The sequence below is a fragment of the Sulfitobacter sp. 1A12779 genome, from assembly GCF_043557315.1.
Classification (GTDB): Bacteria; Pseudomonadota; Alphaproteobacteria; order Rhodobacterales; family Rhodobacteraceae; genus Sulfitobacter; species Sulfitobacter faviae.
In genome coordinates, this window is record NZ_JBIFFU010000001.1 from 253,304 (window position 1) to 278,410 (window position 25,107).

Here is a 25,107-nt window from a genome sequence, read left to right on the forward strand (position 1 = left end):
GGTGGCGCGGCTTTTGGACCTGACTTCGTGGCCTATTTCCTCTTCCGCCGCACGCTCGGTTTCGTGCTGACCCTGCTCGCCGTCTCGCTCGTGGTCTTTGCCGTGATGAACGTGCTGCCGGGCGATCCGGCGTTGACCATCCTTGGCATGGACGCGAGCGAGGATGCCATCGCGGCGCTGCGCGAACAGCTCGGGCTTAACGAGCCGCTGGCGACGCGGTACCTTGCTTGGGTTTGGAACGCGGCGCAGGGGGACTTTGGCCTCAGTCATTCGTTTCGCGTGCCGGTTTCGGAACTCATTGCCGAACGCCTGCCGATGACGATCTCTCTCGCGGTGGCGGGGATGCTGGTGACGCTGGTGCTGGCGCTGGGCCTTGGCATCACGGCGGCGGCGCAGCATGGGCGCGCGGGGGATTGGGGGGTGATGTTTCTGAGCCAGCTTGGCATCGCCGTCCCCGCCTTCTGGCTGTCAATTCTGCTGGTCATGCTCTTTGCCGTGAAGCTGCGCTGGCTGCCGCCGGGTGGCTTTGCCGGCTGGGACGATCCGGGGGCGGCGCTGCGCTCGCTCATCCTGCCCACGGTGGCGCTGGCGTTGGTGCAATCGGCGGTACTGGCGCGGGTCACGCGCTCTTCGGCGCTGGAGGTGATGCGGCAGGATTTCGTGCGCACCGCCCGCGCCAGCGGCCTGTCTCGACAACGGGTGCTCTGGCGGCATGTGCTGCCCAATGCGCTGGTGCCGATCGTGACCATCGTTGGCATGCAGTTCGCCGCATTGGTGACCGGGACCATCGTGATCGAGAATGTGTTCTACCTGCCCGGTCTGGGGCGGCTGATCTTTCAATCCATCGCCAACCGCGATCTGCCCACGGTGCAGGCGCTGGTGATGCTTTTTGCCGCCATCGTGGTGACGGCGAATTTCGTGGTCGATCTGCTCTACGTTGTCATCGACCCCCGGTTGAAGGCGCGGGCATGAGGCGGCTTCCGGCGAATTTCCTGCTGGGGGCGCTGCTGGTGAGCCTCGTGGTCGGGGTGGCGGCGCTGTCGCTCGTCTGGACCCCGCATGACCCGCAGGCGATGTCGATCGGCACCAAGTTCGCGCCGCCGTCCCAAACCCATTGGCTGGGCACCGATCAGTTGGGCCGTGACGTGGTGGCGCAGCTGATGGCGGCGGCGCGCAACTCGATGACCGTGGCACTGGTGGCGGTGCTCTTGGGTGGCAGCATTGGCGTGGGGCTGGGGCTTCTGGCCTCCGCACTCGGTGGCTGGGTTGAGGATGCGGTGATGCGGCTCGCCGACTTGGGCTTTGCCTTTCCGGCGCTGTTGTTCGCGATCATGCTGGCGGCGGTTTTCGGACCTTCGCTGACCAATGCAGTGCTGGCGATCTCCTTCATCAACATTCCCATCTTCGCCCGCGTCACCCGCGCCTCGGCGAACCAGATCTGGACGCGCGATTATGTCGCCGCTGCGCGGGCCGCCGGGCGCGGGCGCTTCGCGATCAGCCGCGATCATATCCTGCCCAACATCGCCGCGGCGGTGATCGTGCAGGCGACCATCGAATTCGCGGTGGCGATCCTTGCCGAAGCGGCGCTGAGCTATCTCGGCCTCGGCGCGCAGCCGCCCGCCTCGAGCTGGGGGCGGATGCTGTCGGAGGCGCAGACGCTGATGTATCTCGCCCCGCAACTGGCGATCTATCCGGGGCTGTGCATCGTCGTGGCCGTGCTGGGCTTTGGCCTTCTGGGCGACGGGCTGCGCGACATCACCGATCCCCGACTGGTGCGCGCGCGATGATTGAGCTTAGCAATCTTTCGATCCATTTCGGCACTGCCGCCGCCCTGCGCGACGCCAATCTGGTGATCGAGCGCGGCGACCGTTTGGGAGTTGTGGGCGAAAGCGGTTCGGGCAAGACGCTGCTGGCGCTTTGTCTGATGGGCATGGCGCCCGAAAGCGCGCGGTTGACCGGGCAGCTACGCATCGACGGGCAGGACATGGCCGCCGCGTCTGAGCGCGATTGGCAGAGGCTGCGCAGCCGCCGCGTGGCGATGGTGTTTCAGGAACCGATGGCGGCGCTGAACCCGCTGCGGCGGGTGGGCGACACGGTGATGGAGCCGATGTTGCTGCATGACGGGCTGACACGCAGCGCCGCCCGTGCCCGCGCCCTGAGCCTGTTCGAAGAAGTGGGCATTCCCGATCCCGACCGTCGCCTGCGGCAGTTCCCGCATGAGATGTCCGGCGGCCAGCGCCAGCGGGTGCTGATCGCGCTGGCGCTGGCCTGCAACCCGATGCTGCTGATCGCGGATGAGCCGACAACCGCGCTCGACGCCAATGTGGCGCTGCGGATCACCGACCTGCTGCAACGGCTCGCGCGGGAGCGGCAGATGGCGCTGGTTTTCATCAGCCATGACCTCGCCGCCGTGGCGCGGGCGACCGAGGACATCGTGGTGATGTATGCGGGCGATATGGTCGAGCAGGGCCGCACGGCAGAGGTGCTGGGCACACCTGCCCATCCCTATACCAAGGGGCTCTTGGGTGCGCGGCCCGATCTGGGCGTGGCGGGGCGGGATGCACAAGGAAAACGGCGCAGGCTGCCGACCATTCCTGGCGCGGTTCCGCCGCTGCAGGGGCTGCCGCAGGGCTGCCGTTTTGCGGGGCGCTGCCCGGTGGAACTGCCCCAGTGCGCCGCGCAGCGCCCGGCCTTCGTGCAGAGCGACGCGGGCCGTGCCGCCGCCTGCCACCTGCTGACGGAGGGGTGCCATGACTGACGCGCCGCTTTTAGAGGTCCGCAACCTGACCCGCCGCTACAAACTGCCGCGCCAAAGTCTGCTGCGTGCCCCGCCAGTGCTGACGGCTTTGGAAAACGCCTCCTTTTCGCTGCACGCCGGGGAGACTTTGGGCGTGGTCGGGGAAAGTGGCTCGGGCAAATCCACTCTGGCGCGGCTGATCATGGCGTTTGAGCGTCCGGACGCGGGCGCGGTGCTGTTTCGGGGGCGCGATCTGCATGGGCTCGGGGGGCAAGAACTGCGCAGCCTGCGGCGCGATTTTCAGATGGTGTTCCAAGACCCTTTTGGCTCGCTCAACCCGCGCCGCCGTGTCGGCTGGTCCATCGCCGAGCCGCTGCGCGCCAATGGTGAGACCGAGGATATCCCCCGCCGCATCGCCGAAGCCTTGGGGCAGGTCGGGCTGCATGCCGCGGACGCGGGCAAATATCCGCATGAGTTCTCTGGCGGACAGCGCCAGCGCATCGCAATCGCGCGGGCCATCGTCACCCGCCCCGCGTTGTTGGTCGCGGATGAGGCAGTCTCGGCCCTCGATGTCTCGGTACAGGCGCAAATTCTCAACCTTCTGATGGACCTGCAGGATGATCTGGGCCTCGGCATGCTCTTTATCAGCCACGACCTTGCGGTGGTCGGCTCGATCTGCGACCGGGTGCTGGTGCTACAGCATGGCAAGACCTTGGAAAGCGGTGCGGCGGCAGATGTGTTGCGCAGCCCCGAGCACCCTTATACGAAAACCCTGCTGACAGCCGCAGGAGTACGCCCATGACCCGTTTCGTCCACCTGACCGACCTGCATATCTCGCATCCCGATTTGGCCGACCCGCATCTGCACAGCGACACGCCCGCCACCCTGCGCCGCGTGGTGGAGGTGATCAACGCGATGGAGCCCCAGCCCGATTTCGTGGTGGCCAGTGGCGATCTGACCAATCACGGCGACCAGCAAAGCTATGCCCTTGTGCGCGAGATTATGGAACCGCTGAAAGCGCCGCTGGTGATGGCCCTCGGCAATCATGACAAACGCGATGGGTTCAACGCGGTCTTTGCGCCGGGGCTGGCCGATGCGCCCTATTTCCACGACGCGCCGCAGGGCGATCTACATGTCATCACGTTGGACAGCAGCGTGCCGGGCAAGGTGGCCGGGGCGCTGGACGACGCGCAGTTCGAGTTTTTGGAAGCCGCGCTTGAGCGTCATGGCGAGCTGGCGAAACTCTTGGTGATCCACCACCCGCCGCGCATTGATCCCGCCGCCCTCGCATGGGGCAGCCTGGACGGGGCGAGCAGTGCGCGTTTGGCCGAGATGTTGAAGGGGCAGCGCGTGGCGGGCATCCTCTCGGGCCATGTGCATGTGAACCGGGTGAGCCATTGGCACGGCATTCCGGTGGTCATTTCCAACGGGCTGCACTCCACTGTCGATCTGACCGAAACTCGCGATCTGCGTATTATGGAGGGGACCGGATTCGGCATTTGCGAATGGCATCCCAGCGGGCTGAGTGTTTCCTTTGCCCCGCTTGACCCGACGGCGTCTGAATTGGCGCGGATCGACCGGGCACAGCTAAAATCCTTTGAGTAGAATGACATCCACCCCCGCTGGCCGCAGCCTCGCGCCCTGCGCCGCGGTGCAGTAAAAAAATTATTGTTGACCCTCAACCTTTTTAATTTCACACAGCGAGACATGAAAAGGCTATACCCGGCATAAGATCGGGCCGCTGTTCACGGGGAGGGTGAATTTGCTGACTGCCAATGGCGACAGTGTATCGACGCTTGGCGCGCGTATGCGCAAGCAACGTCATCGTTTGTCCCTGACTTTGCAGCAGTTGGGCGAAGCCTCTGGCGTGTCGGTCGGGTATCTGAGCCAGGTGGAGCGGGGCCGGGCCACGCCTTCGCTGGGCACCCTGTCGCAGATCGCGGTGGCGCTTCAGGTCGATGTCAGTTTTTTCATCTATACGCCAAAGACCCAAGACAGCCTGACCCGCGCGGCTGAACGTCCGCGCTTTGCCGTTTCGGGCTCATCCATCGAATATGAAAAGATCGGCGCGGATTTCCCGGGCCATGAGCTGTCCTCCTACATCATGAACGTGCCGCCGGGCTATGCCTCGGAAGAGGTCGTCCATGAGGGCGAAGAGGTGATCTATATCCTTGAGGGAGAGATCGCGCAGGTCGTTGATGGGGGGGAGCATATCATGCGGCCCGGCGACAGCCTGCATTACCTCGGCAGCAGCCCGCATTCGTGGTCCAACAAGACCGACAGGCCCGCCCGCGTGCTCTGGGTGGGGCGGATGCAATATGAACAGGCCGCTGGCGCCAATAGAATACGTCCGAATGAAGGGGCGGTCGCCACCGCATTCGCGTCGTCTCGCCCGTAAGGGCGTATCACCTGCGGCGGATACCCCGCTGCCAAGAAACAAACCAACCAGGAGAGAGAATATTATGTCTTTTACAACGAAATTGGCCACCGGTGCCATGCTGGCGGCCCTTGGGGCCTCGGCGGTATCGGCCCAATCGCTGGTCTATTGCTCCGAAGGCTCGCCCGAGGGTTTTGACCCCGCGCTGTACACAGCCGGCACCACATTCGACGCTTCCAGCCACCCGATCTACAACCGTCTGGCCGAGTTCAAAGTCGGCACGACCGAAGTCGTGCCCGCGCTGGCCGAAAGCTGGGAAGTCAGCGAAGACGGCATGACCGTGACCTTCAAGCTGCGCAAAGGTGTGAAATTCCACTCCAACGACCAGTTCACGCCGACACGCGATTTCAACGCCGACGACGTGATCTTCAGCTTTGACCGTCAGGGCAATGAAGAGAACCCCTATCACACCGTCTCGGGCGGCACATGGGAATACTACGGCGGCATGTCCATGCCCGATCTGATCGAAAGCATCGAGAAGGTCGACGACTACACCGTGGCCTTCAACCTGACCCGTCCCGAAGCGCCCTTCATCGCGAATATGGCGATGGACTTCGCTTCGATCGTGTCCAAGGAATATGCCGACGCGATGATGGAAGCGGGCACGCCTGAAATGGTGAACCAAGCGCCCATCGGCACTGGCCCGTTCAAGTTCCAAGCTTACCAGAAAGACGCGGTCATCCGTTACCTGCGTAACGACGACTACTGGGGCGATGCGGCCAAGGTTGAAAGCCTGATCTTCGCGATCACGCCCGACGCCTCCGTGCGCTACCAGAAGGTGCAGGCGGGTGAGTGCCACGTGATGGCATATCCGAACCCGGCTGATGTTCAGGCGATGAAAGACGCCGAAGACATCGTCGTGATGGAGCAAGAAGGTCTGAACGTGGGCTATCTGGCCTATAACACGCAGGTCGCGCCCTTCGACAACGCCAAGGTCCGCAAGGCCCTGAACATGGCGATCGACAAGCAGGCGATCATCGACGTGGTATTCCAAGGCTCCGGCGAAATCGCCAAGAACCCGCTGCCGCCGACCATGTGGTCCTACAACGACGCCATCGAAGACGACAATTATGACCCCGAGGCCGCCAAGGCGATGCTTGAGGAAGAGGGCGTCAGCGATCTGTCGATGAAGATCTGGGCGATGCCGGTTCAGCGTCCCTACAACCCCAACGCCCGCCGTATGGCCGAGCTGATGCAGGAAGACTTCTCCAAGGTTGGCGTCGATGTCGAAATCGTCTCCTACGAATGGGGTGAGTATCTGGAGCGTTCCAAGTCCAAGGACCGTGACGGTGCCGTGCTGCTGGGTTGGACCGGCGACAACGGTGACCCAGACAACTTCCTTGCGGTTCTGCTGGGCTGTGACGGTGTCGAAAAATCCAACCGCGCCCAGTGGTGCAACGAGGAATTCGACGCGCTGATCCAGAAAGCCAAGGTTCTGCCGACCCAAGAAGAGCGTGCGCCGCTTTACGAAGAAGCGCAGGAAATCTTCAAGGATCAAGCGCCTTGGGCCACCATCGCGCATTCGGTCGTCTATATGACCATGCGCCCCGAAGTTGAAAACTATGTCGTGCACCCGCTGGGTGGCCACATCTTCAACCAAGTTGGCCTGAAGCAGTAACACTGCCGCTTTGACCAAAGGGGGCGGCATCATGTGCCGTCCCCATTTTATTAACCTCGCCAGCCCGAAAGCCAGCCCATGTCTCCTTCGCTGAATGATCGCCTGTCGGCCTATGCCGATATCGCCGCCGACCTATCGGTCGATGCCGTGGCGCTGGTGCCCGGCCCGAATTTCACCCGCGCCGTCGACCATGCCTTCATGAGCCACGAACGCCCCTTCGTTCTGGTGATCCCCGCCCGCGGCCCCGCCGCCGCCTTGGTGCCGAACCTTGAATTGGGCAGTTGGGAGTTGGTCGGTTTCGACGGGGCCGTTTTCGATTGGCGCGACCAGACGGGCTATGACGATGCCTTTGCCGCGTTGTTGCAACATCTGACCATCACCTCGCTTGCCGTTGAGGGCCAAGTGATGCGCGTCTTTGTGCATCACGCGCTGAAGAAAGCGCAGCCCGACCTGCGGATCATCGACGCCGAGCGTGAGATCTCCGCCCCCCGCATCATCAAGACCGAGGCCGAGGTCGCGGCCCTACAAAAAGCCATCAACATTTCCGAACGCGCCCTGCGCGCCACGCTGGATAGCGTGAAGCTCGGCCAGACCGAGAAAGAGATCGAACAAAAGCTGGTGCAGATGGTCTTTGCCGAAGGAGCTGATGATCTGTCATTCGCCCCCATCGTCGCTGCCGGTGACGGCTCGGCCCGCCCGCATGCCAAGGCGCGTGAGGATTATCGCGTCAAAGCAGGCGATGCGCTGCTGATCGACTTCGGCGCGCGCAAGGACGGCTTTGCCGCCGACATCACCCGCACCGTTTTCCTTACCCATGTCAGCGACGAGGGGCGCGCCGTGTACGACACTGTGCTGCGCGCCAATCTTGCCGGGCTGGAGGCCACCCGCGCAGGCGTCACCGCGCATGAGATCGACGATGTGGTGACCGGCGTGCTCGAAGCCTCCCCTTTTGCCGACCGCATCCGCACCAAGACCGGCCACGGTCTGGGCCGCGATGTGCATGAAGCGCCTTATATCATGCGCGGCAACCACATGACTTTACCCGCCGGAACGGTGTACACCAACGAACCCGGTCTCTATGAGATCGGCAACTTTGGGGTGCGCATCGAAGATGACGTGCTGATCACCGAAGATGGCTACAAATCCCTGACCAACTTTCCGAAGGAACTGATGGTGCTCCCGTGCTGAAATATGTCTTGTCGCGCCTTGCGACCTTCATCCCCACTTTTATCGGCGTCACGCTGATATCATTCGCCTTTATCCGCTTGCTGCCCGGCGACCCGATCGTCGTCATGGCCGGTGAGCGCGGCATTTCCGAAGAACGCTATCTCGAACTGCAACAGCAGTTCGGCTTTGACCGGCCGATCTATGTGCAGTTCTGGGATTACTTCACCGGCGTGATACAGGGGGATTTGGGCACGTCTTTCGTGACCAAACGCCCGGTCTGGGATGAGTTCTTCTCGCTCTTCCCCGCCACGCTTGAGCTGTCGCTCTGCGCGATGATCTTCGCCGTGGCCTTGGGCCTGCCCGCAGGGGTGATCGCGGCGGTGAACCGGGGCAAGTTCTTTGACCGGGCGCTGATGTCGACCGCGCTGGTGGGCTATTCGATGCCGATCTTCTGGTGGGCGCTGCTGCTGATCATCGTCTTTTCCGGCAACTTGGGCTGGACCCCGGTCTCGGGCCGGATCGACCTTCTTTACTATTTCCCCAACGCCACCGGCTTTATGCTGATTGACAGCATCGTATCGGGGCAGGACGGGGCCTTCCTCTCGGCGCTGCGGCACCTGCTGCTTCCGACCATCGTGCTGGGGACCATCCCGCTGGCGGTGATCGCGCGGCAGACCCGTTCGGCGATGCTCGAGGTGCTGGGCGAAGATTACATCCGCACCGCCCGCGCCAAGGGCATGTCGACGGGCCGGATCAACGGTATCCACGCCCTGCGCAACGCGCTTATCCCCGTCATCACCGTGATCGGCCTGTCGGTCGGCACGCTGCTGGCGGGCGCCATCCTGACCGAGACGATCTTTAGCTGGCCGGGCATCGGCAAGTGGATGGTCGACAGCATCTTCCGCCGCGACTACCCGGTGGTTCAGGGTGGCCTTCTGCTCATCGCCGTCATGGTCATGGTCGTGAACCTTACCGTCGACATGCTCTACGGCATCATCAACCCCAAGATCAGGAAACGCTAATGGACGACGCACTCTCTGCCGAAGCCGAAATGGTGCACGACCGCCCCGGCCGCTTGCGCGAATTCTGGTTCTATTTCCGTGAAAACCGCGGGGCCGTGATCGGCCTGTGGATCTTTGCCATCTTCGCCGTGCTGGCGCTCTTCGGCCCGTGGATCGCCCCACATGACGCGACCGAGCAGTTCCGCTCGGCCACCCTGCAACCGCCCGCGTGGCAAGAGGGGGGGACGTGGAAGCACGTGCTGGGCACCGACCCTCTGGGCCGGGACATGCTCTCGCGGCTGATCGTCGGCGCGCGCTATTCCTTCTTCGTGGGCATCGTGGTGGTGACCATCGCCGCTTCGGGTGGGATCATCATCGGCCTCATCTCGGGCTTCGCGCCCAAATGGGTCGATACGATCATCATGCGGATCATGGACATCATCCTCGCCTTCCCGTCGCTCTTGCTGGCGTTGGTGCTGGTGGCGATCCTTGGGCCAAGCCTCACCAACGCGATGATCGCCATCGCCATCGTGCTTCAGCCGCATTACGTGCGCCTGACCCGCGCCAGCGTGATCTCCGAGCGGCAGAAGGACTATGTCACTTCGGCCCGCGTCGTTGGCGCGAGTACGCTGCGGCTGATGGTCGTGACCGTGCTGCCGAACTGCCTTGCGCCGATCATCGTGCAGGCCGCGCTGTCGTTTTCGACCGCGATTCTTGACGCCGCCGCCTTGGGCTTTCTCGGCATGGGCGCACAGCCGCCGACCCCTGAATGGGGCACCATGCTGGCCGAGGCGCGCGAGTTCATCCTGCGCGCATGGTGGGTCGTGACTTTCCCGGGTCTTGCGATCCTCGTCACCGTGCTGGCGATCAACCTCATGGGCGACGGTCTGCGCGACGCCCTCGATCCGAAACTGAAGCGGAGCTGATTGATGTCTCTATTGCGTATCCGCAACCTCTCGGTCGATTTCGCCACCGCCTCGGGCAAGTTCCGCGCCGTGGACAGCGTCGATCAGGATGTCGACACCGGTGAGATCCTCGCCATCGTCGGAGAAAGCGGCTCGGGCAAGTCGGTCTCGATGCTGGCGCTGATGGGGCTTTTGCCTTGGACCGCCACCGTCACCGCCGATGAGCTGACCTTTGACGGCCACGACCTGCTGACCATGGACAAACGCGCCCGGCGCAAGATCGTCGGCAACGATCTGGCGATGATCTTTCAAGAGCCGATGTCCTCGCTCAACCCCTGTTTCCCGGTGGGCTGGCAGATCAAGGAATCCCTGCGCGTGCACCTCGGCCTGAACCGGGCCGAGCGGCACAAGCGGGCGATTGAACTGTTTGAGCAGGTCGGCATTCCGGACCCGGAAAAGCGCCTTTCGGTCTTCCCGCACCAGATGTCGGGCGGGATGAACCAGCGCGTGATGATCGCCATGGCGATTGCCTGCAAGCCGAAGCTTTTGATCGCGGATGAGCCGACGACCGCGCTCGACGTGACCATTCAGGCGCAGATCCTCGACCTGCTGACCTCGCTGCGCGACGAGACGGGCATGGGGCTGGTGCTGATCACCCATGACATGGGCGTGGTGGCCGAAACCGCCGAGCGCGTGAGCGTGCAATATGCCGGTCGGAAGATCGAAGAGCAGCAGGTACTGCCGCTCTTCCGCGAACCGCACCATCCCTATACGGCGGCGCTGCTGGACGCGCTGCCAGAACGGGCCACGGAGAAACGTCTGCCGACGATCCCCGGCGTGGTGCCCGGCCAGTTCGACCCGCCTGCGGGCTGCCTCTTCTCCCCGCGCTGCAAGTTTGCCAACGACAAGTGCCGCGCCGAGAACCCGCCGCCCTTGGGCGAGGATCTGGGCAAGGCGCGCTGTTTCTATCCGCTCAACACCAATGAAAGGGCCGCGTCATGACTGCCCCCGTAATGACCGCCGACGCGTTGCAGCGACACTATCAGGTTGGTGGCGGCTTCCTGCGCAAGACCCAGACGCTCAAGGCCGTCGCAGGTCTTGATTTTCAACTGCACCCCGGCAAGACGCTGGCGGTGGTGGGTGAAAGCGGCTGTGGCAAGTCCACGCTGGCGCGCATGGTCACGATGATCGAGGAGCCGACCGCAGGCTCGCTGACACTCGATGGCAAGCCGGTGCGGCCCGAGGATTGGGCCGACCTGCGCCAGCATGTGCAGATCGTCTTCCAAGACCCCTATGGCTCGCTTAACCCACGCCAGCAGATCGGCACGATCCTGCAGGAGCCGCTGGTCATCAACCGCAAGGACATGTCCAAGAAAGAGCGCGAGGAGAAGGCGCGCGAGATGCTGCGCCTCGTCGGTCTGCGGCCCGAGCATTACGACCGCTACCCGCATATGTTCTCGGGCGGTCAGCGCCAGCGCATCGCGGTGGCCCGCGCGCTGATGCTCGACCCCAAGGTGCTGGTGCTGGATGAGCCGGTCTCCGCGCTCGACCTGTCGATCCAGTCGGCGATCCTGAACCTGCTGGTGGACCTGCAGGAGAAGATGGATTTGGCCTATCTCTTCATCAGCCACGACCTGTCGGTCGTGCGCCATGTGGCCGATGACGTGATCGTCATGTACCTCGGCCGCGCGGTGGAGAAGGGGCCGAAGGACGAGGTTTTCGACAATCCGCGCCATCCCTATACGGCGGCGCTGCTCTCTGCCACACCGCGCGCGGACCCCGAAGGCGGCAAGGAGCGCATCAAGCTACAGGGCGAATTGCCTTCGCCGCTGGCGATCCCCGACGGTTGCCCCTTCGCCCCGCGCTGCTGGAAAGTGCAGGATGTTTGCCGGAAAGAGCGCCCCCCGTTGGAGGGCGCGCCGCATCCGGCGGCCTGCTACTTCCCCATCGACGAATGAGGCGGGCGCGGGTGGCTCAGACCACCTGCGCCACCACGCCGATGCAATCGCCCATCTTGACCAGCCCCGGCACATGCCGGGCGGTCAGGATGCCGCTTAGCTGCGCATGGGCGAGGATCGCTGGCTGACCGCTTCGGTCGCTGGGCCAGAGGCGGGCGATGGGCTGACCCTCGGTCACCGCGTCACCCAGATCGACCAGCGGCTCCAACAGGGCCGTGGTCTCGCTAAAGGTGAAGCAGCGCCCGTCGGGCATGTCGAGCATCACGCTTTCGGCCACCTCCGGCTTCCCTTTCAGAATGCCCGCATGGATCAGCAGGTTGCGCGCGCCTTTGCGGGCGACGGCGATGCTCTTGGCCGTCGATGTGCCCGCGCCCCCCAATTCGGTGGTGACAAAGACCTTGCCCTGTTCCTCGACCTCGGTGTCGAACATGCCGCGGTTGTCGATCTCTAGCATTTTCATGGAGTAGGGCGCGTTGAAGGCCTCCATCGCGGCCATGCAGGCGGCCTCCTGCCGCTTGTCGGGCAGGATATGTGCAGCGGCGAAGGGCAGGAAATCCAGCGTGCGCCCGCCAGAGTGGTAATCCAGCACAATATCGGCCAGCGGCACCAGTTCGGTGGCGATGTAATGCGCGATCTTCTGGGTCACCGTGCCGCCCGGGCTGCCCGGAAAGCTGCGGTTCATATTGCCGCCGTCGATGGGCGAACAGCGGCGGCCTGCGGCGAAGGCGGGTTGATTCATCATCGGCAGGATGATGACGCGACCCGTGACCTGCGCCGGATCCAGCGTGGCGGCCAGTTCCTGCAAGGCAATCGGACCTTCGTATTCATCGCCGTGGTTGCCACCGGTCAGCAGCGCTGTGGGGCCGTCGCCGCCATTGATGACGGTGATGGGGATCATTACGGACCCCCAAGCGCTGTCGTCGCGGCTGTAGGGCAGGCGCAGGAAACCGTGATGCGCGCCGGGTTGGTCGAGCGGGATGGTCGGGGTGATAGGATTGCTGGTCATGCGGAAACAAACAACTTTCGCGGTGTGGTGCAGAAACATTCATGGCCGGTCTCGGTGATGCGGATCGGCTCGGTGATCTCAAGCCCGCCATCGTCAAGCCAAAGCGCGGGCATGAAATGGAAGGTCATGCCGGGCTCTAGGATCGTCTTGTCGCCACGGCGGAAAGAGATGGTGCGCTCGCCCCAGTCGGGCGGGTAGCTGATGCCGATGGCATAGCCGCAGCGGCTGTCCTTCTCGAAGCCCGCCTTGTTCAGCGTGGCGTTAAAGGCATTGGCGATATCCTCGGCCCGGTTGCCGGGTTTGGCCTGTTCGAGACCTGCATCAATCGCATCCAGCACGGCGCTTTCCGCGTCGCGGTATTTTTGCGGCACATCGCCAAAGAACAGCGTGCGCGACTGGGGGCATTGGTAGCGCCGATGCGCGCCTGCGATCTCAAAGAAGGTCGCCTCGTTGGGCTGCATGGGCCGGTCGTCCCATGTCAGATGGGGGGCTGTGGCGTCCATGCCCGAGGGGGCCATCGGCACGATGGCTGGGTAATCGCCCCAGAACCCCTGCGCGCCGCGAATGCCGGTGGCATAGATTTCGGCCACCAGATCGTTCTTGCGCATACCGGGCACCGCGACTTCGAGGATGCGGACGTGCATTTCCTCCACGATACGGGCAGCGCGTTCCATGTATTCGATCTCGCGTTCGGATTTCACCGCGCGTTCCCAGTTCACCAACGCCGTGGCATCCAAGAAGGTCGCCTTGGGCAGTTTGGTCTTGAGCGTGTCATGTGCGCGGGCGGAGTAATAGTAGTTGTCCATCTCGACGCCGATACGCGCCTGCTCCAACCCCATCTCGCTAAGCAGGGCCGAGAGGTCTTCCATCGGGTGTTTTTCGGGGTTCTGGACGTAGGTATCGTCATAGCCGCGAATGCAGTCGTCCTCCATGAAGACCGTCCGCCGGGCGCCGAGCGCGTCCATGCCGCGGCCCCACCAGACCGGCTCGCCCTCATGGGTCAGGATCACCGCTTGGTAAACATAGAAGGACCAACCGTCATAGCCCGAGAGCCAAGACATGTTCGACGGATCGCTGACGACGATGGCATCGAGATTGCGCGCGGCCATGGTCTTGCGCGTTCGGTCGACCCGGCGCTGGTACTCGCTGTTTGTAAAATTCGCCTCATAAGTGGTCATAGGCCAGCCCCTTTCATGTCTGGTTACCCGAATAATGCGATCCGGCCAGAGGGGCCGGGATCACGGAATGATGCCTTGTGCATGGGCGCTTGGCATGTCGCAGTCGAACAGACGGCCATAGCCATCGGGGCGGCCCGAAAGCCCGCCCATCCGTTGCAACGCCCAGCACAGCGCTTGGTTAGAGGTCACGACGGGCTTTCCCAGCCGTGCTTCGATCCGGTCGATCACGTCAACGCCGCGCAGGGAGGTGCAGGAGAGGAAAAATGCCTCTACTTCCGCGCCATCCAGCGCAGCGGCGCCGTTTATGATGCTTTCGTCGTCGATCCGCGCCATGTCGCGGTCGTCTTCCAATGCGAAGGCCCCGTTGCGCATGACCTCTAGCCCCTGATCGTTGAAATAGGTGGCCAGCGGCGCGGCGGTTTCCGGCAGATAGGGGGTCAGCATCGCCACCCGCGTCACGCCAAGCGCGGCAAAGCCTGCGATGGCGGCAGAGGCGGGGGTGATGACGGGCACGCCGGGCAGCCCCTCGCCAATCGCCTCGCGCACCGCCGGGTTGCCGATGGCGACCGAGGCCGAGGTGCAGCAAAAGGCGATGGCCGAAAGCTGGATGCCCGGCACCAAGAGCGCCGCCGTGCGGGCCATATCGGGGGTCATGGCGCGCAGCCGCTCAGGCGTGGTGGGGTTCTCGAAGGCGATCCGCGCCACATGCAGCGCCGCCTGCGCCGGGTCGATCAGCCGCGCGGCGTCGCGTTCAAAGGTCATGTCAGTCGACAGCAGCATCGCCCCCAGCCGCACGGGGTCATCTTCACGCAAACGGCAATCAAGCGCCTCGCTTTGCACAGGGGGTGTCACCTGAATATTCCTTTGACCTAGACGACAAGCACGGGGCATTTCGCGAGCCCCGTAACCTTGTGAGAGACCGAGCCCAAGAGATAGCTGTCGCCCGTGGCCCCAAGGCCGCGCGAGCCGATGACGATCAGGTCAACCTCATGTTTCTTGGCAAATTCCGTCACCGCCCGCGCGGGGCGGCCAGAGCGGACGAAGGCGCGGACATTCTCGACTCCCGCGTCTTTCATCAGTTGCTTGCCGTGGGTGATAATCTCGGTCGCATGGGCCTGCATCGCGTCGTCGATATTGCCCGGATCGTTCACCCGCACCATCGACAGCGACGCCTCCAGCATCGAATGATGCCGGTAGATCGTCAAAAGCGTCACTTTCGCCCCGGTCAGCTTGGCCATCTCTGCCGCTTTCATCAGCGCGCGGTCGGCATTCACCGAGCCGTCATAGGGCGCGAGGATATGGGTGAACATGACGCTCTCCTCTTATTTCGCAAAGGCCAGATCGCGCAGGAACAGGGCGATCTGCGGGAAAAAGATCAGGGCAACCGAGACGCTCAGCAGCATGATGATGAAGGGCGGGGTGCCGCGGATGACCTCCATATAGGGCCGTTTGAAGACCGCGATGGCGGTGAAAATATCACAGCCGAAGGGCGGCGTGGCCGAGCCGATGGCGACTTGCAGCGTGATGACGGTGCCGACCAGCACCGGGTCGAGGCCGACCGAGTCCACCACCGGTGCGAAGATCGGCACGAAGACGAGGATCACGACGATGGGGTCCACGAACATACAGCCGATGAAAAAGGCCGCCGAGATCACGAAGAGCACGCCAATCGGCCCCATGCTGTCGATCCCGATGCCGGTCAGCACCGCTTGAGGAATTTGCGCGAAGGAGATCACCCAAGAGAATGCCGCACCCGCCGCGACGAGGATGAAGACCACAGCGGTAATCAGCCCGGTCGACTTCGCGGTTTCATAGATGCCGGCAAAGTCGATTTCCCGAAAGACGATCATCTCAAGGAAAATGGCATAAAGAACGCAGGCCGCCGCCGCCTCGGTCGGGGAGAAGACACCGCCGTAGATGCCGCCGATGATGATCGCCGGGAAGCCCAACGGCCAAAGCGCTTGGCGCACCGCGCGGAACCGCTCGCCCCATGTCGCTTTTTCTTCGGTGGGGACGTTGTGGCGGTAGGCGTAGATCACGGAATAGACCGAGAAAAGCGCGAGGATCAGCAGCCCCGGCCCGATGCCCGCGATGAAGAGTTCGGCAATCGACGTGTTAGAGACGACGCCGTAGATGATCATCCCGATGGAGGGCGGGATCAGGAAGGCGATGTCGGAGGAGTTCACGATCAGCGCCAGCACGAAACTGTCTTTGTAGCCCGCCTTCAGCATCCGGGGCCGCAGCGGGGAGCCGACGGCGACGACCGTCGCCTGTGTGGAGCCCGAGACCGCGCCGAACATGGTGCAGGCCGCGGCAGTGGCGACCGCGAGACCGCCTTTCATATGGCCGACGAAAGACATCACCATGTCGATCAGCCGCCCGGCGGATTGGCCCCGTGTCATGATGTCGGCGGCAAAGATGAACATCGGCACGGCGATCAGCGAGGCGGGTCTGACCCCCGCCATCATCTGCTGCACCATCGTCTCAAGCTGGCCGAAACCGCCGAAGAGCGAATAGAAACCGACGAAAGCCCCCACGATCAGCGGGATCATCATGGGAAAGCCGAGCAGCAGCAGGACGACCATGACAGAGAAAATGGTGACGGCCATGGCTCAGACCTCCCGCTCGTTGTCGTCGTAGCCTTCGAGAACGCTGGTCGACAGGTAAATATCTGGTTCGATGATGTTTTTGATCGCTGTCAGCAGGTATTGCAGCCCGGTCATGAAAAAGCCGAAAGGCACCCAGACCAGCGTCCACCAGACCGGCACTTGCAGCGCGGGCAGCAGGCGGCCCCGCCCAGCTTGAGTCATGATGTATTGCAGCGCGTACCAGGCAAGGCCGAACATGAAGACAGCGGTGACAAAGGCGATGAAGATCATCAGCGCTTTGCGCGGGCGCGGGGGGAGGGCGTCGAAAATCGCCGACATGCGGATATGCCGCCCATGCCGCGCGGCATAGGAAATGCCCGCGAAAGTGATGAGAATGATCAGAACGCTGTTCAGTTCTTCGGAAAAGAAGATCGAGCTTTGAAAAACGAAACGGCCCACCACATTGGCGATTGTATTCGCGGCCATCAGCAACACCCCAGCGGCGAGCATCACAGACTCAAGCCAGCTGATCGCGTTGTCGATCGTGCCCAGAGGGCCGGGGAGGGTGGATTTATAGGTGCCCACGGGGGCGTCATCGGTGCCGGTGGTATCTGTCTGCGATTGCAGTTGCGAACTGTGGTTGTCTTCCGTCACCGGCGTCATCCCGTAGATGGTTCAAATGGATCGCGTCAAAATAAGGTCACCCCCCGGCGATGCCGGAGGGTGAGAAAGTCGTTTACTTAACGGCTTCGAGGTCGGCCTTGAATTGGTCAAGGATTTCCTCGCCGCTGTCGCCTGTCATTTCGATGAAGGCTTCTTCGACCGATGCGGCCTTGTCTTTGAAGGGCTGACGCTCTTCTTCGGACAGGATGTTGATCTGCATGTCGGGCTTCGCCGCTGCGATGTTATCCAGCGACTTTTCCTGCAGGCCGGACTGGTATTCGAGGATGTATTCGAATGCCGCGTCAGAGGCGTTCTGAACCACCTCTTTGTCCGCGTCGGACAGGCCGTCATAGAAATCCTTGTTGGCCATCACAGCGGTGGTGAAGTTGTTGTGGCCGATGCAGGTGATGACCTCGGTCACCTCATACATCTTGGTGGATTCCAGATAGAAGCCGGGGTTTTCCTGACCTTGGATGATGCCGGTCTGCATCGCGCCATAGACTTCGCCCCATGGCAGCGGTGTCGGGGTCGCGCCGAAGGCTTTGTAGCTTTCGACCAGAAGCGGGTTGGTCATGACGCGGAACTTGACCTCATTGAGGTCTTCGGGCGTTTTGACCGGCTCTTGTGTGGTCATGCAGACGTCACCCTCGGGGAACATCTTGAGCAGTTCCAGACCCTGCTCTGCATAAAGCTCGGGGAACATTTCGTTGATTGCCTTGGAGGTGCGGAAGAACTCGAACAGTTCCTCGTCGTCCTGCGGCAGCAGGTAGGGCACGAAGAAGACCTGCGCCTCGGGGATCAGCGCGCCGGTGAAGCCGGGGGATTGGTCCACGAACTGAAGAATACCGGCCTGCGCCTGTTCCATCGTGTCAACGGATTCACCCAATGTGCCATAGGGGAAAAGCTGCACTTCGTGGTCGGAGTTCGCTTCGACCTCTTCCTTGAATTTCTGGGCGTATTTGCCCTGCACCTCGTCCAGTGCCTCTTCAAATGCATAGCGCCATGTGTCGGCGGAGGCCGCGCCTGCGACGCTTGTCACGGCTGCGAGGATACCCCCGGTGATAACGGTCTTGAAATTAGCCATCTGTCTCCCTTTCATTTATTGCCCGCGCAGCACAAAGGCCGCAGCGAAACTAATGTCCTGACTGCTAGATCATTTAAACCGATCCCAATCATGTCAATGTGAATATTGATCCATGACAATTTGAGACGCTCTCACAGTCATTCCGCCCTACCCCTGTTGCGTAATCTTGCATCGATCATGCGAATCCCCCGGGCGAATTCGGGAAAGGATTGCCCCCCGATCGAGACGCGAAGCCCCGGGTGGCGGTCGGGCGGGCCGATGGCGAAACTGGCCCCGTTGGCCACGGCGACCCCGCTTTCGCGGATGGATTTGACCAGTTCGGCCTCTTCGTAAATGTCGTGACAGGGCAGCCAGAGGTGCAGCCCGTTCGAACTGGTCCGCATGTCGAGGCCGCGAAACACATTGGCGGCGAAATCGGCACGGTCGCGCAGGGCCAATTGCTGACGGTTGAGCAGGGTTTCGGCGGTGCCTTCTTCGATCCAGCGCCCGGCGATCTCGGTCATCATATTGGTGGCCATCCAACTGGTCACCATATGCCGGTTGGCCGCCGAGGCGCAGAGGTGATCCGGCACCACCAGATAGCCGACCCGCAGCCCCGGCAGCAGGCATTTCGTGAGGCTGGTGAAATAGAGCACCCGTTCCGGGGCCATGGCCGCCATCGGTGGTGGCGGCGCGTCTTGCAGCGGCCCCCATGACTGGTTCTCGATGATCAGCAGGTCATGGCGTCTTGCCACCTCGATCACCGCAGCGCGGCGGCTTTCGGTCATGGTAAAGGCCAGCGGATTGGCGCCATTGGGGATCAGATAGACGGCCTTCACCGGTTCTTTCGCGCAGATCCGCTCCAGCGCTTCGGGGCAGATGCCGCCCGCGTCGACGGTCACCCCTTGCAGGCGGATGCCCAAAAAGCGGGCGAGGGGGCGCAGGGTGTGATGGCCGATGTCTTCGCTGACGATCAGATCGCCCGGTTGCGCCGCCGTCATCATCGCCACAGTCATCGCGCTGGTGCTGCCGTTGGTGGGGATCACCGCCATCCCCTCTAAATCCAGCCCGCAGAGCGAGAGCCAGCGCCGCACCGCGCTGCTGCTGTCCCCGGCGCGGAGGTCTTGGCGAAACCCGCCCATCATCGCGCGGGGCAGGGAGCGGGCCATGGCACGGAGCGTCTTTTGCATCGCCTCTTCATGGGCGTGATCCAGCACAGGTTTCAGGATCGACATATCCAGCAACCGCCCGGCGGCCTTGCGGCTGACGAAGGGCATGGAGATCTCATCGCTCGCCGCGCGCACGAAGGTGCCGCGACCCACCTCTCCGACGATTTTGCCCGCCTCGACGAGCTTGTCATAGGCGCGGCTGACGGTCTGCACGCTCAGCGACAGGTCAAAGGCCATCTGGCGCTGTGTCGGCAAGCGGTCTCCGGGTTTGAGCACGCCGTTCTGTATTGCCGTTTCAATCGCCTGAACGAGTGAACGATAGGCAGGACGGGTCAGGGATCCGGGGTCTGGGCGCCATTTTGTCATGATCTGGATGATCACCACAATCATGACAATTGACAAGTCCGGCATGCGCTCGCATGAAGCGGATATGAGCTTTGTCAAACTCGATAAGCGCGATATCGCGGTGCTGTCGATCCTCTCTCGCGAGGGGCGCATCGCCAAATCCGCGCTTGCCGACAAGGTCAACCTGAGCGCCACCGCCTGCGGCGAACGGCTGTCGCGGCTGGAGGCTGCGGGCATCATCACCGGCTATCAGGCCCATGTCGCCCTGCGCCGCATCGCCCCGCATGTCACCGTCTTTGTGCAGGCCGAATTGGGCAACCATCGGGCCGAGGCATTTCAGCGTTTTGAGGCCGTGATCGCGCAGCATGATGAGATCGTGCAGTGCTGGGCCTTGGGCGGCGGCTTTGACTATCTGCTACAGGTCGTCACCCGCGACATCGACAGCTACCAGCGTCTGATGGATGCGCTGTTGGATCAGCAGGCCGGGCTGAGCCGCTACTTTACCTATGTCGTCACCAAATCGGTCAAATCGGCACCGCTGCCCCTGTCGCTGCTCCTGCCCGAGGGCGAAAGCTGAGCCGCCGTAGTTTTTCCGGCGGGCCGGGGGCTGCGCCGCAAAACCTCCTGCCGATCGGCTGATATTCGGTCAAACCCGCGCCGGTTCCTGCCTTACCTTCGGGGCAATTCATCCCAAGGAGGTGCCCGATGACCAAGATGATCCCAACCCCCGCCGATGGTCTGCCCGCGCTGACGCGGGGCGCACTGGCCCGCCACTTTGCCTATGTCGATGGCGCATGGGTCGCGGGGGCGCAGAGCGATGATTTCAACGTGACCGATCCGGCCAGCGGCGCGGTACTGGGCGCGGTGGCCAAGCTTAGCGCCGAAGACAGCCGCGGCGCGGTGGATGCCGCCCATGCTGCCTTCCCCCATTGGTCGGGCCTTCTGCCGCAAGAGCGCGGCGCGATCCTGCGGCGCTGGCGCGACCTTATGCTGGAGAACCGCGAGGATCTGGCGCGGATCATGACCGCCGAACAGGGCAAACCCATCTCCGAGTCGCGGGGCGAGATCGACTATGCCGCCTCCTTCTTTGAGTTCTATTCCGAAGAAGCCCGCCGCCCGAACATCGAAGGCGTCACCTCGCATCTGCCGGATGCCGAGGTGGAAATCTGGCGCGAGCCGGTGGGCGTGGCCGCCCTCATCACGCCGTGGAACTTCCCCTCTGCCATGCTGACCCGCAAGGCGGGGGCGGCGCTGGCGGCGGGCTGCACCGTGGTGGCGCATCCTTCGGCAGAGACGCCCTTCTCGGCGCTGGCGCTGGCCGAATTGGGCGAACAGGCAGGGCTGCCCAAGGGGGTGTTCAACGTCGTCACCGGGGAGGCGCCGGAGATCGTGAAACCGTGGATGGAAGACACCCGCGTGCGGGCGATCTCTTTCACCGGCTCCACCGAGATCGGCAAGCTGCTGTACCGTCAGGCATCGGACAGCGTGAAACGTCTGGTGCTGGAGCTCGGCGGCCATGCGCCTTTCATCATGTTCGATGATGCCGATATGGACCGCGCCGTCGAAGAGGCGATCAAGGCCAAGTTCGCCACCTCCGGTCAGGACTGCCTCGGCGCGAACCGCTTCTTCATTGCCCGCGACAGCTATGCGACGTTCTGCGCGCGTTTCACCGCCGCGACCGAAGCGCTCACCGTGGGCATCGGGGCGGATGACCCCGACATCGGCCCGTTGATGAACGAAAAGGCCGTGGCCAAACAAGAAGAACACGTCAAAGATGCGCTTGACCGTGGGGCGCGGCTGCTTTGTGGTGGCAAGCGTCACGCGGCGGGGCCGCTGTTCTTTGAGCCGACGGTGCTGGCGGATGTACCGCCCGATGCGCTGATCATGCGCGAGGAAACCTTTGGCCCCGTGGCCGCCATCGCGGCTTTCGACAGCGAGGATGAGGCGATCCAGCGGGCCAATGACACGGAGTATGGCTTGGTGGCCTATGTCCACAGCCAAGACCCCCGCCGCATCTACCGTGCCAGCCGGGCGCTGTGTTTTGGCATGGTGGCGGTGAACCGCACCAAGGTGACCGGCGCGCCGATCCCCTTTGGCGGGACGAAACAATCGGGCATCGGACGCGAAGGGTCGCGGCTGGGGCTCGAAGCCTTTACGGAAGTCAAATACGTCTGCCGTGACTGGGCCTAAGATTTGAAAGACATGGCGCAAAGCCGCGCCGGAAGAAAGGAAAGACCAATGCTGAAGAACGATATGCTCGAACAATGGGACCGTGAGAATTTCTTTCACCCCTCCACCCATCTGGCGCAGCACGCCCGCGGCGAAAGCCCGACCCGTGTGATCAAGACCGCCAAGGGCAGCCATATCACTGACCGCGACGGCAATGAATTGCTCGACGCTTTCGCGGGCCTCTACTGTGTGAACGTGGGCTATGGCCGCACCGAGATTGCCGAGGCGATTGCCGAGCAGGCGCATGAACTGGCCTATTATCACTCCTACGTCGGCCATGGCACCGAGGCGAGCATCACCCTGTCCAAGATGATCCTCGACCGCGCGCCCGAAGGCATGAGCAAGGTCTATTTCGGCCTCGGCGGGTCGGACGCGAATGAGACGAACGTCAAGCTGATCTGGTATTACAACAACATCCTTGGCCGCCCCGAGAAGAAAAAGATCATTTCGCGTTGGCGTGGCTATCACGGCTCGGGGCTGGTGACCGGCTCGCTGACCGGGTTGGAGCTGTTCCACAAGAAGTTCGACCTGCCGTTGGCGCAGGTGGTCCACACTGATGCGCCCTATTACTACCGCCGCCCCGACGCCAACATGAGCGAAGCGGAGTTCACCGCCCATCTGGTGGGCGAGTTGGAAGCGCTGATCGAACGCGAAGGGGCCGACACCATCGCCGCCTTCATCGGGGAGCCGGTTCTGGGCACCGGGGGCATCGTGCCGCCGCCCGAGGGCTATTGGGCCGCCGTGCAAGAGGTGTTGAACAAGCACGACATCCTGCTGGTCGCGGATGAGGTTGTCACCGGCTTTGGTCGTCTGGGGTCGATGTTCGGCTCGGATCACTACGGGATGAAGCCTGACCTGATCACCATCGCCAAGGGCCTGACCTCGGCCTATGCGCCGCTGTCGGGCTCCATCGTGGGCGACAAGATGTGGAAGGTGCTGGAGCAGGGCACCGATGAAAACGGCCCCATCGGGCACGGCTGGACCTATTCGGCCCACCCCATCGGCGCGGCTGCGGGGATCGCGAACCTCAAGCTGATCGACGATCTGAAGCTGATCGAGAATGCCTCGGACGTGGGCGGCTATCTGAACGCGCAGATGAAAGCCGCATTGGGCGATCACCCCAAGGTGGGCGACATCCGGGGCGAAGGCATGCTCTGCGCCGTGGAGTTGGTCGAAGACCGCGAAGGGCGCACGCCTTTCGATCCGGCGCGCAAAGTAGTGCCGACCATCGTCGGCGATATGGTCAAGGCCGGTGTCATCGCCCGCGCCATGCCCCAAGGCGACATCATCGGTTTCGCGCCGCCCTTCTGCCTGACCCGTGAGGAAGCGGATAAGGTCGTGGGGGTCACCGCCGACGCGATCAAGGCGACCTTGGGCTAAGGCTCAAATCTACGAGACATTTAAGCGGCCCGGCGGAAACGTCGGGCCGTTTGTATTGGAGGGAATCACACCCCGCGAGAGGTGCCGCAGCTAGACCGATCAGAAATGAAAAACGGTAAACAGGGCCGTTTATCGGGCCAGATTCCCCCGATATGGAAACAGTGCCCCGGTTTGTCGCCTATTTACTAAGAATTCGCCAAAATTAGGCCACAGTTCCCAGAGAAATTAGAAGAAAGCAGCGGTCCGTCCAGTTTGGGGCCCAAAGATTTTTATCTGTGGAGAGATGTAATGAGAATTCTGGCGGTGGATGACGATCCGATTATCCTCGAATTGCTTGGGCAATTTGTAGAGATCATCGGCGCGCATGACCTGACGACCGCCCCATCGGCTCTGCATGCGGTTGAAATGTTGGGTGATCCCAATCTCGGGCCGATTGATTGCTTCATGCTTGATATTCAGATGCCGGGTATGGATGGGATCGAACTGGCGCAGCACATCCGCAATTCGGCGCGCCATGCCGATACGCCGATCTTGATGCTCACCGCGATGTCCGACAAACGCTATATCGACGCCGCCTTTGCCGCCGGGGCGACCGACTATGTGACCAAGCCTTTCGAGATTGCCGAACTCAAGGCCCGCATCGGGCTGGTCGAAGGCATGGTGAAAGAACGTCAGCAGCGGACCAAGAAGATTTTCGCCGCCAAGACAATCGCCGATCAGGCGACGCATATGGAGCTGTTCGAGCCGGTCCCGATCTATGACGTGGACAATGTGATCGACTATACCGCGATGGAGAACTACGTCGCCCAACTGTCGCGCAGCGCGCTTTTCGGCTCCACCGCCTTTGCCTTCACCATCCGCGAGGTCGATGCCTTCCACGCGACGATGACCTCTTTCGAGTTCTATAGCCTTGTCTCAGATGTGGCCGAAATCCTGTCCGATACGCTCGTCGATCATCAGGTGCTGATGTCCTACGCGGGCAATGGCACTTTCGTATGTGTCACGGAGAGCGGCTGGCGCCCGAATATGGGCGGTTTGATGGATGCGGTTAACTTTGAGTTGTCTCAAACCGAATTGTTCGACAATAATGGCGAGCGTGTTCACCCGCGTGTCAGCGCGGGAGAGGCCGTGCGGCTGATCTGGAAAAGTGGCAATTCCGTCATGGATGCGCTGGCGCAGGCCCATGCAAGTGCAGAAGCCGCCAGTGAGGCGCATACGAGATCGCTCAATGATTTTTGGCAGAATGATCAACAGGCATGACTAAAATGTTAGCGGAACTTCCCGGCATAGAGCGCATCAGACAGCGCTTTGTCGAAATGCTGGACGAGCGTCAGACGCTGATCGCAACCCATGGGTTGGCCGCCTGGGACGGGACCACCGTAGACGAAATCAAAAGCAATCTGGCCAGCGCGCAGGCCATTCTGCACCAGATCGCAGGCAGCGCCGGGTCGCTCGGCTTCGAAGAGCTGGGCCGTCTGGCACGCAAATGCGAAACGCAGATTGTCGAGCATCTGGCCGGGCCGCGCGCCAACCACGCCGATTGCCCGATCGAGATCATTTCGGAACTGGATGGGTTCGTCGCCCATTGCCGGCAGGAAATCGACGCCCACGCCTAAGGGCGCGGCGCCCGGTATTGAGCCGGTCCAAAACCTACTGACAATTT

General features: G+C 62.6%; 25 protein-coding genes. 17 read left to right on the forward strand and 8 right to left on the reverse strand.

The annotated features are described in order from the left end of the window. Positions 1–27: 27 nt before the first annotated feature. The 12 genes from ACGYLQ_RS01230 (at position 28) to ACGYLQ_RS01285 (ending at position 11,823) form a co-directional block, all read left to right on the forward strand. Complete coding sequence (locus tag ACGYLQ_RS01230) at positions 28–972, forward strand: ABC transporter permease (protein WP_394439887.1); 945 nt, start codon at positions 28–30, stop codon at positions 970–972. Beyond that, positions 969–1,787, forward strand: coding sequence for an ABC transporter permease (locus ACGYLQ_RS01235; RefSeq protein WP_394439889.1), 819 nt, complete (start codon positions 969–971; stop codon positions 1,785–1,787). The genes ACGYLQ_RS01230 and ACGYLQ_RS01235 overlap by 4 nt, the downstream gene beginning before the upstream one ends. After that, entirely contained in the window at positions 1,784–2,758 is a 975-nt protein-coding gene (locus ACGYLQ_RS01240) for an ABC transporter ATP-binding protein (RefSeq protein ID WP_394439891.1), read from the forward strand. The genes ACGYLQ_RS01235 and ACGYLQ_RS01240 overlap by 4 nt, the downstream gene beginning before the upstream one ends. Continuing rightward, the gene (locus tag ACGYLQ_RS01245; RefSeq protein WP_394439893.1) at positions 2,751–3,539 is read left to right on the forward strand and encodes an ATP-binding cassette domain-containing protein; all 789 of its coding nucleotides are present in this window, start codon (positions 2,751–2,753) and stop codon (positions 3,537–3,539) included. The genes ACGYLQ_RS01240 and ACGYLQ_RS01245 overlap by 8 nt, the downstream gene beginning before the upstream one ends. Continuing rightward, positions 3,536–4,342, forward strand: coding sequence for a metallophosphoesterase family protein (locus ACGYLQ_RS01250; RefSeq protein ID WP_394439895.1), 807 nt, complete (start codon positions 3,536–3,538; stop codon positions 4,340–4,342). The genes ACGYLQ_RS01245 and ACGYLQ_RS01250 overlap by 4 nt, the downstream gene beginning before the upstream one ends. 202 nt (positions 4,343–4,544) lie before the next feature. Further along, complete coding sequence (locus ACGYLQ_RS01255; RefSeq protein WP_394440235.1) at positions 4,545–5,135, forward strand: helix-turn-helix domain-containing protein; 591 nt, start codon at positions 4,545–4,547, stop codon at positions 5,133–5,135. 64 nt (positions 5,136–5,199) lie between these two features. After that, positions 5,200–6,792 (forward strand): ABC transporter substrate-binding protein, encoded by a 1,593-nt coding sequence (locus ACGYLQ_RS01260; protein WP_067262570.1) that lies wholly within the window; start codon positions 5,200–5,202, stop codon positions 6,790–6,792. A 78-nt stretch (positions 6,793–6,870) separates the two neighbouring features. Then, positions 6,871–7,980 carry a M24 family metallopeptidase gene (locus tag ACGYLQ_RS01265; RefSeq protein WP_394439897.1) on the forward strand — a complete coding sequence of 370 codons (1,110 nt, stop codon included), beginning with the start codon at positions 6,871–6,873 and terminating at the stop codon, positions 7,978–7,980. Beyond that, entirely contained in the window at positions 7,974–8,981 is a 1,008-nt protein-coding gene (locus ACGYLQ_RS01270) for an ABC transporter permease subunit (protein ID WP_168612859.1), read from the forward strand. Before ACGYLQ_RS01265 ends, ACGYLQ_RS01270 begins: the two co-directional genes overlap by 7 nt. Continuing rightward, the gene (locus tag ACGYLQ_RS01275; RefSeq protein WP_394439899.1) at positions 8,981–9,886 is read left to right on the forward strand and encodes an ABC transporter permease subunit; all 906 of its coding nucleotides are present in this window, start codon (positions 8,981–8,983) and stop codon (positions 9,884–9,886) included. Before ACGYLQ_RS01270 ends, ACGYLQ_RS01275 begins: the two co-directional genes overlap by 1 nt. 3 nt (positions 9,887–9,889) lie before the next feature. Then, a complete protein-coding gene (locus ACGYLQ_RS01280; RefSeq protein WP_394439901.1) occupies positions 9,890–10,867 on the forward strand; it encodes an ABC transporter ATP-binding protein in 978 nt (325 codons plus the stop codon). Further along, positions 10,864–11,823, forward strand: coding sequence for an ABC transporter ATP-binding protein (locus ACGYLQ_RS01285; protein WP_394439903.1), 960 nt, complete (start codon positions 10,864–10,866; stop codon positions 11,821–11,823). Before ACGYLQ_RS01280 ends, ACGYLQ_RS01285 begins: the two co-directional genes overlap by 4 nt. A 16-nt stretch (positions 11,824–11,839) precedes the next feature. Here the strand turns inward: ACGYLQ_RS01285 and doeB are convergent, their stop codons facing one another. The 8 genes from doeB to ACGYLQ_RS01325 form a co-directional block, all read right to left on the reverse strand. Then, positions 11,840–12,829 (reverse strand): N(2)-acetyl-L-2,4-diaminobutanoate deacetylase DoeB, encoded by a 990-nt coding sequence (gene doeB, locus ACGYLQ_RS01290; protein ID WP_394439905.1) that lies wholly within the window; start codon positions 12,827–12,829, stop codon positions 11,840–11,842. Next, entirely contained in the window at positions 12,826–14,007 is a 1,182-nt protein-coding gene (gene doeA, locus ACGYLQ_RS01295; RefSeq protein WP_394439907.1) for an ectoine hydrolase DoeA, read from the reverse strand. Before doeA ends, doeB begins: the two co-directional genes overlap by 4 nt. Positions 14,008–14,067: 60 nt before the next feature. Then, the gene (locus ACGYLQ_RS01300) at positions 14,068–14,859 is read right to left on the reverse strand and encodes an ectoine utilization protein EutA (protein ID WP_394439909.1); all 792 of its coding nucleotides are present in this window, start codon (positions 14,857–14,859) and stop codon (positions 14,068–14,070) included. Between the two features lie 17 nt (positions 14,860–14,876). Further along, a complete protein-coding gene (locus ACGYLQ_RS01305) occupies positions 14,877–15,317 on the reverse strand; it encodes a universal stress protein (RefSeq protein WP_067262549.1) in 441 nt (146 codons plus the stop codon). Between the two features lie 12 nt (positions 15,318–15,329). After that, entirely contained in the window at positions 15,330–16,616 is a 1,287-nt protein-coding gene (locus ACGYLQ_RS01310; protein WP_067262546.1) for a TRAP transporter large permease, read from the reverse strand. A gap of 3 nt (positions 16,617–16,619) precedes the next feature. After that, positions 16,620–17,258, reverse strand: a complete 639-nt coding sequence (locus ACGYLQ_RS01315; protein ID WP_394439911.1) for a TRAP transporter small permease — start codon at positions 17,256–17,258, stop codon at positions 16,620–16,622. A 73-nt stretch (positions 17,259–17,331) separates the two neighbouring features. Continuing rightward, positions 17,332–18,342 (reverse strand): TRAP transporter substrate-binding protein DctP, encoded by a 1,011-nt coding sequence (dctP, locus tag ACGYLQ_RS01320; protein ID WP_394439913.1) that lies wholly within the window; start codon positions 18,340–18,342, stop codon positions 17,332–17,334. 137 nt (positions 18,343–18,479) lie between these two features. Next, positions 18,480–19,880, reverse strand: coding sequence for a PLP-dependent aminotransferase family protein (locus tag ACGYLQ_RS01325; protein WP_394439915.1), 1,401 nt, complete (start codon positions 19,878–19,880; stop codon positions 18,480–18,482). Between ACGYLQ_RS01325 and ACGYLQ_RS01330 the strand changes: the two genes are divergently transcribed. From ACGYLQ_RS01330 to ACGYLQ_RS01350, 5 genes are all read left to right on the forward strand, one after another. After that, the gene (locus ACGYLQ_RS01330; RefSeq protein WP_231886306.1) at positions 19,879–20,412 is read left to right on the forward strand and encodes an Lrp/AsnC family transcriptional regulator; all 534 of its coding nucleotides are present in this window, start codon (positions 19,879–19,881) and stop codon (positions 20,410–20,412) included. The genes ACGYLQ_RS01325 and ACGYLQ_RS01330 overlap by 2 nt on opposite strands. A 128-nt stretch (positions 20,413–20,540) precedes the next feature. Continuing rightward, positions 20,541–22,025 (forward strand): NAD-dependent succinate-semialdehyde dehydrogenase, encoded by a 1,485-nt coding sequence (locus ACGYLQ_RS01335; protein ID WP_209273779.1) that lies wholly within the window; start codon positions 20,541–20,543, stop codon positions 22,023–22,025. Positions 22,026–22,073: 48 nt separating this feature from the next. Then, positions 22,074–23,444, forward strand: a complete 1,371-nt coding sequence (locus ACGYLQ_RS01340) for an aspartate aminotransferase family protein (RefSeq protein WP_394439917.1) — start codon at positions 22,074–22,076, stop codon at positions 23,442–23,444. 288 nt (positions 23,445–23,732) lie between these two features. Then, entirely contained in the window at positions 23,733–24,704 is a 972-nt protein-coding gene (locus ACGYLQ_RS01345; RefSeq protein ID WP_394439918.1) for a PleD family two-component system response regulator, read from the forward strand. Continuing rightward, positions 24,701–25,060 carry an Hpt domain-containing protein gene (locus tag ACGYLQ_RS01350; protein ID WP_067261064.1) on the forward strand — a complete coding sequence of 120 codons (360 nt, stop codon included), beginning with the start codon at positions 24,701–24,703 and terminating at the stop codon, positions 25,058–25,060. The genes ACGYLQ_RS01345 and ACGYLQ_RS01350 overlap by 4 nt, the downstream gene beginning before the upstream one ends. Positions 25,061–25,107 lie beyond the last annotated feature (47 nt).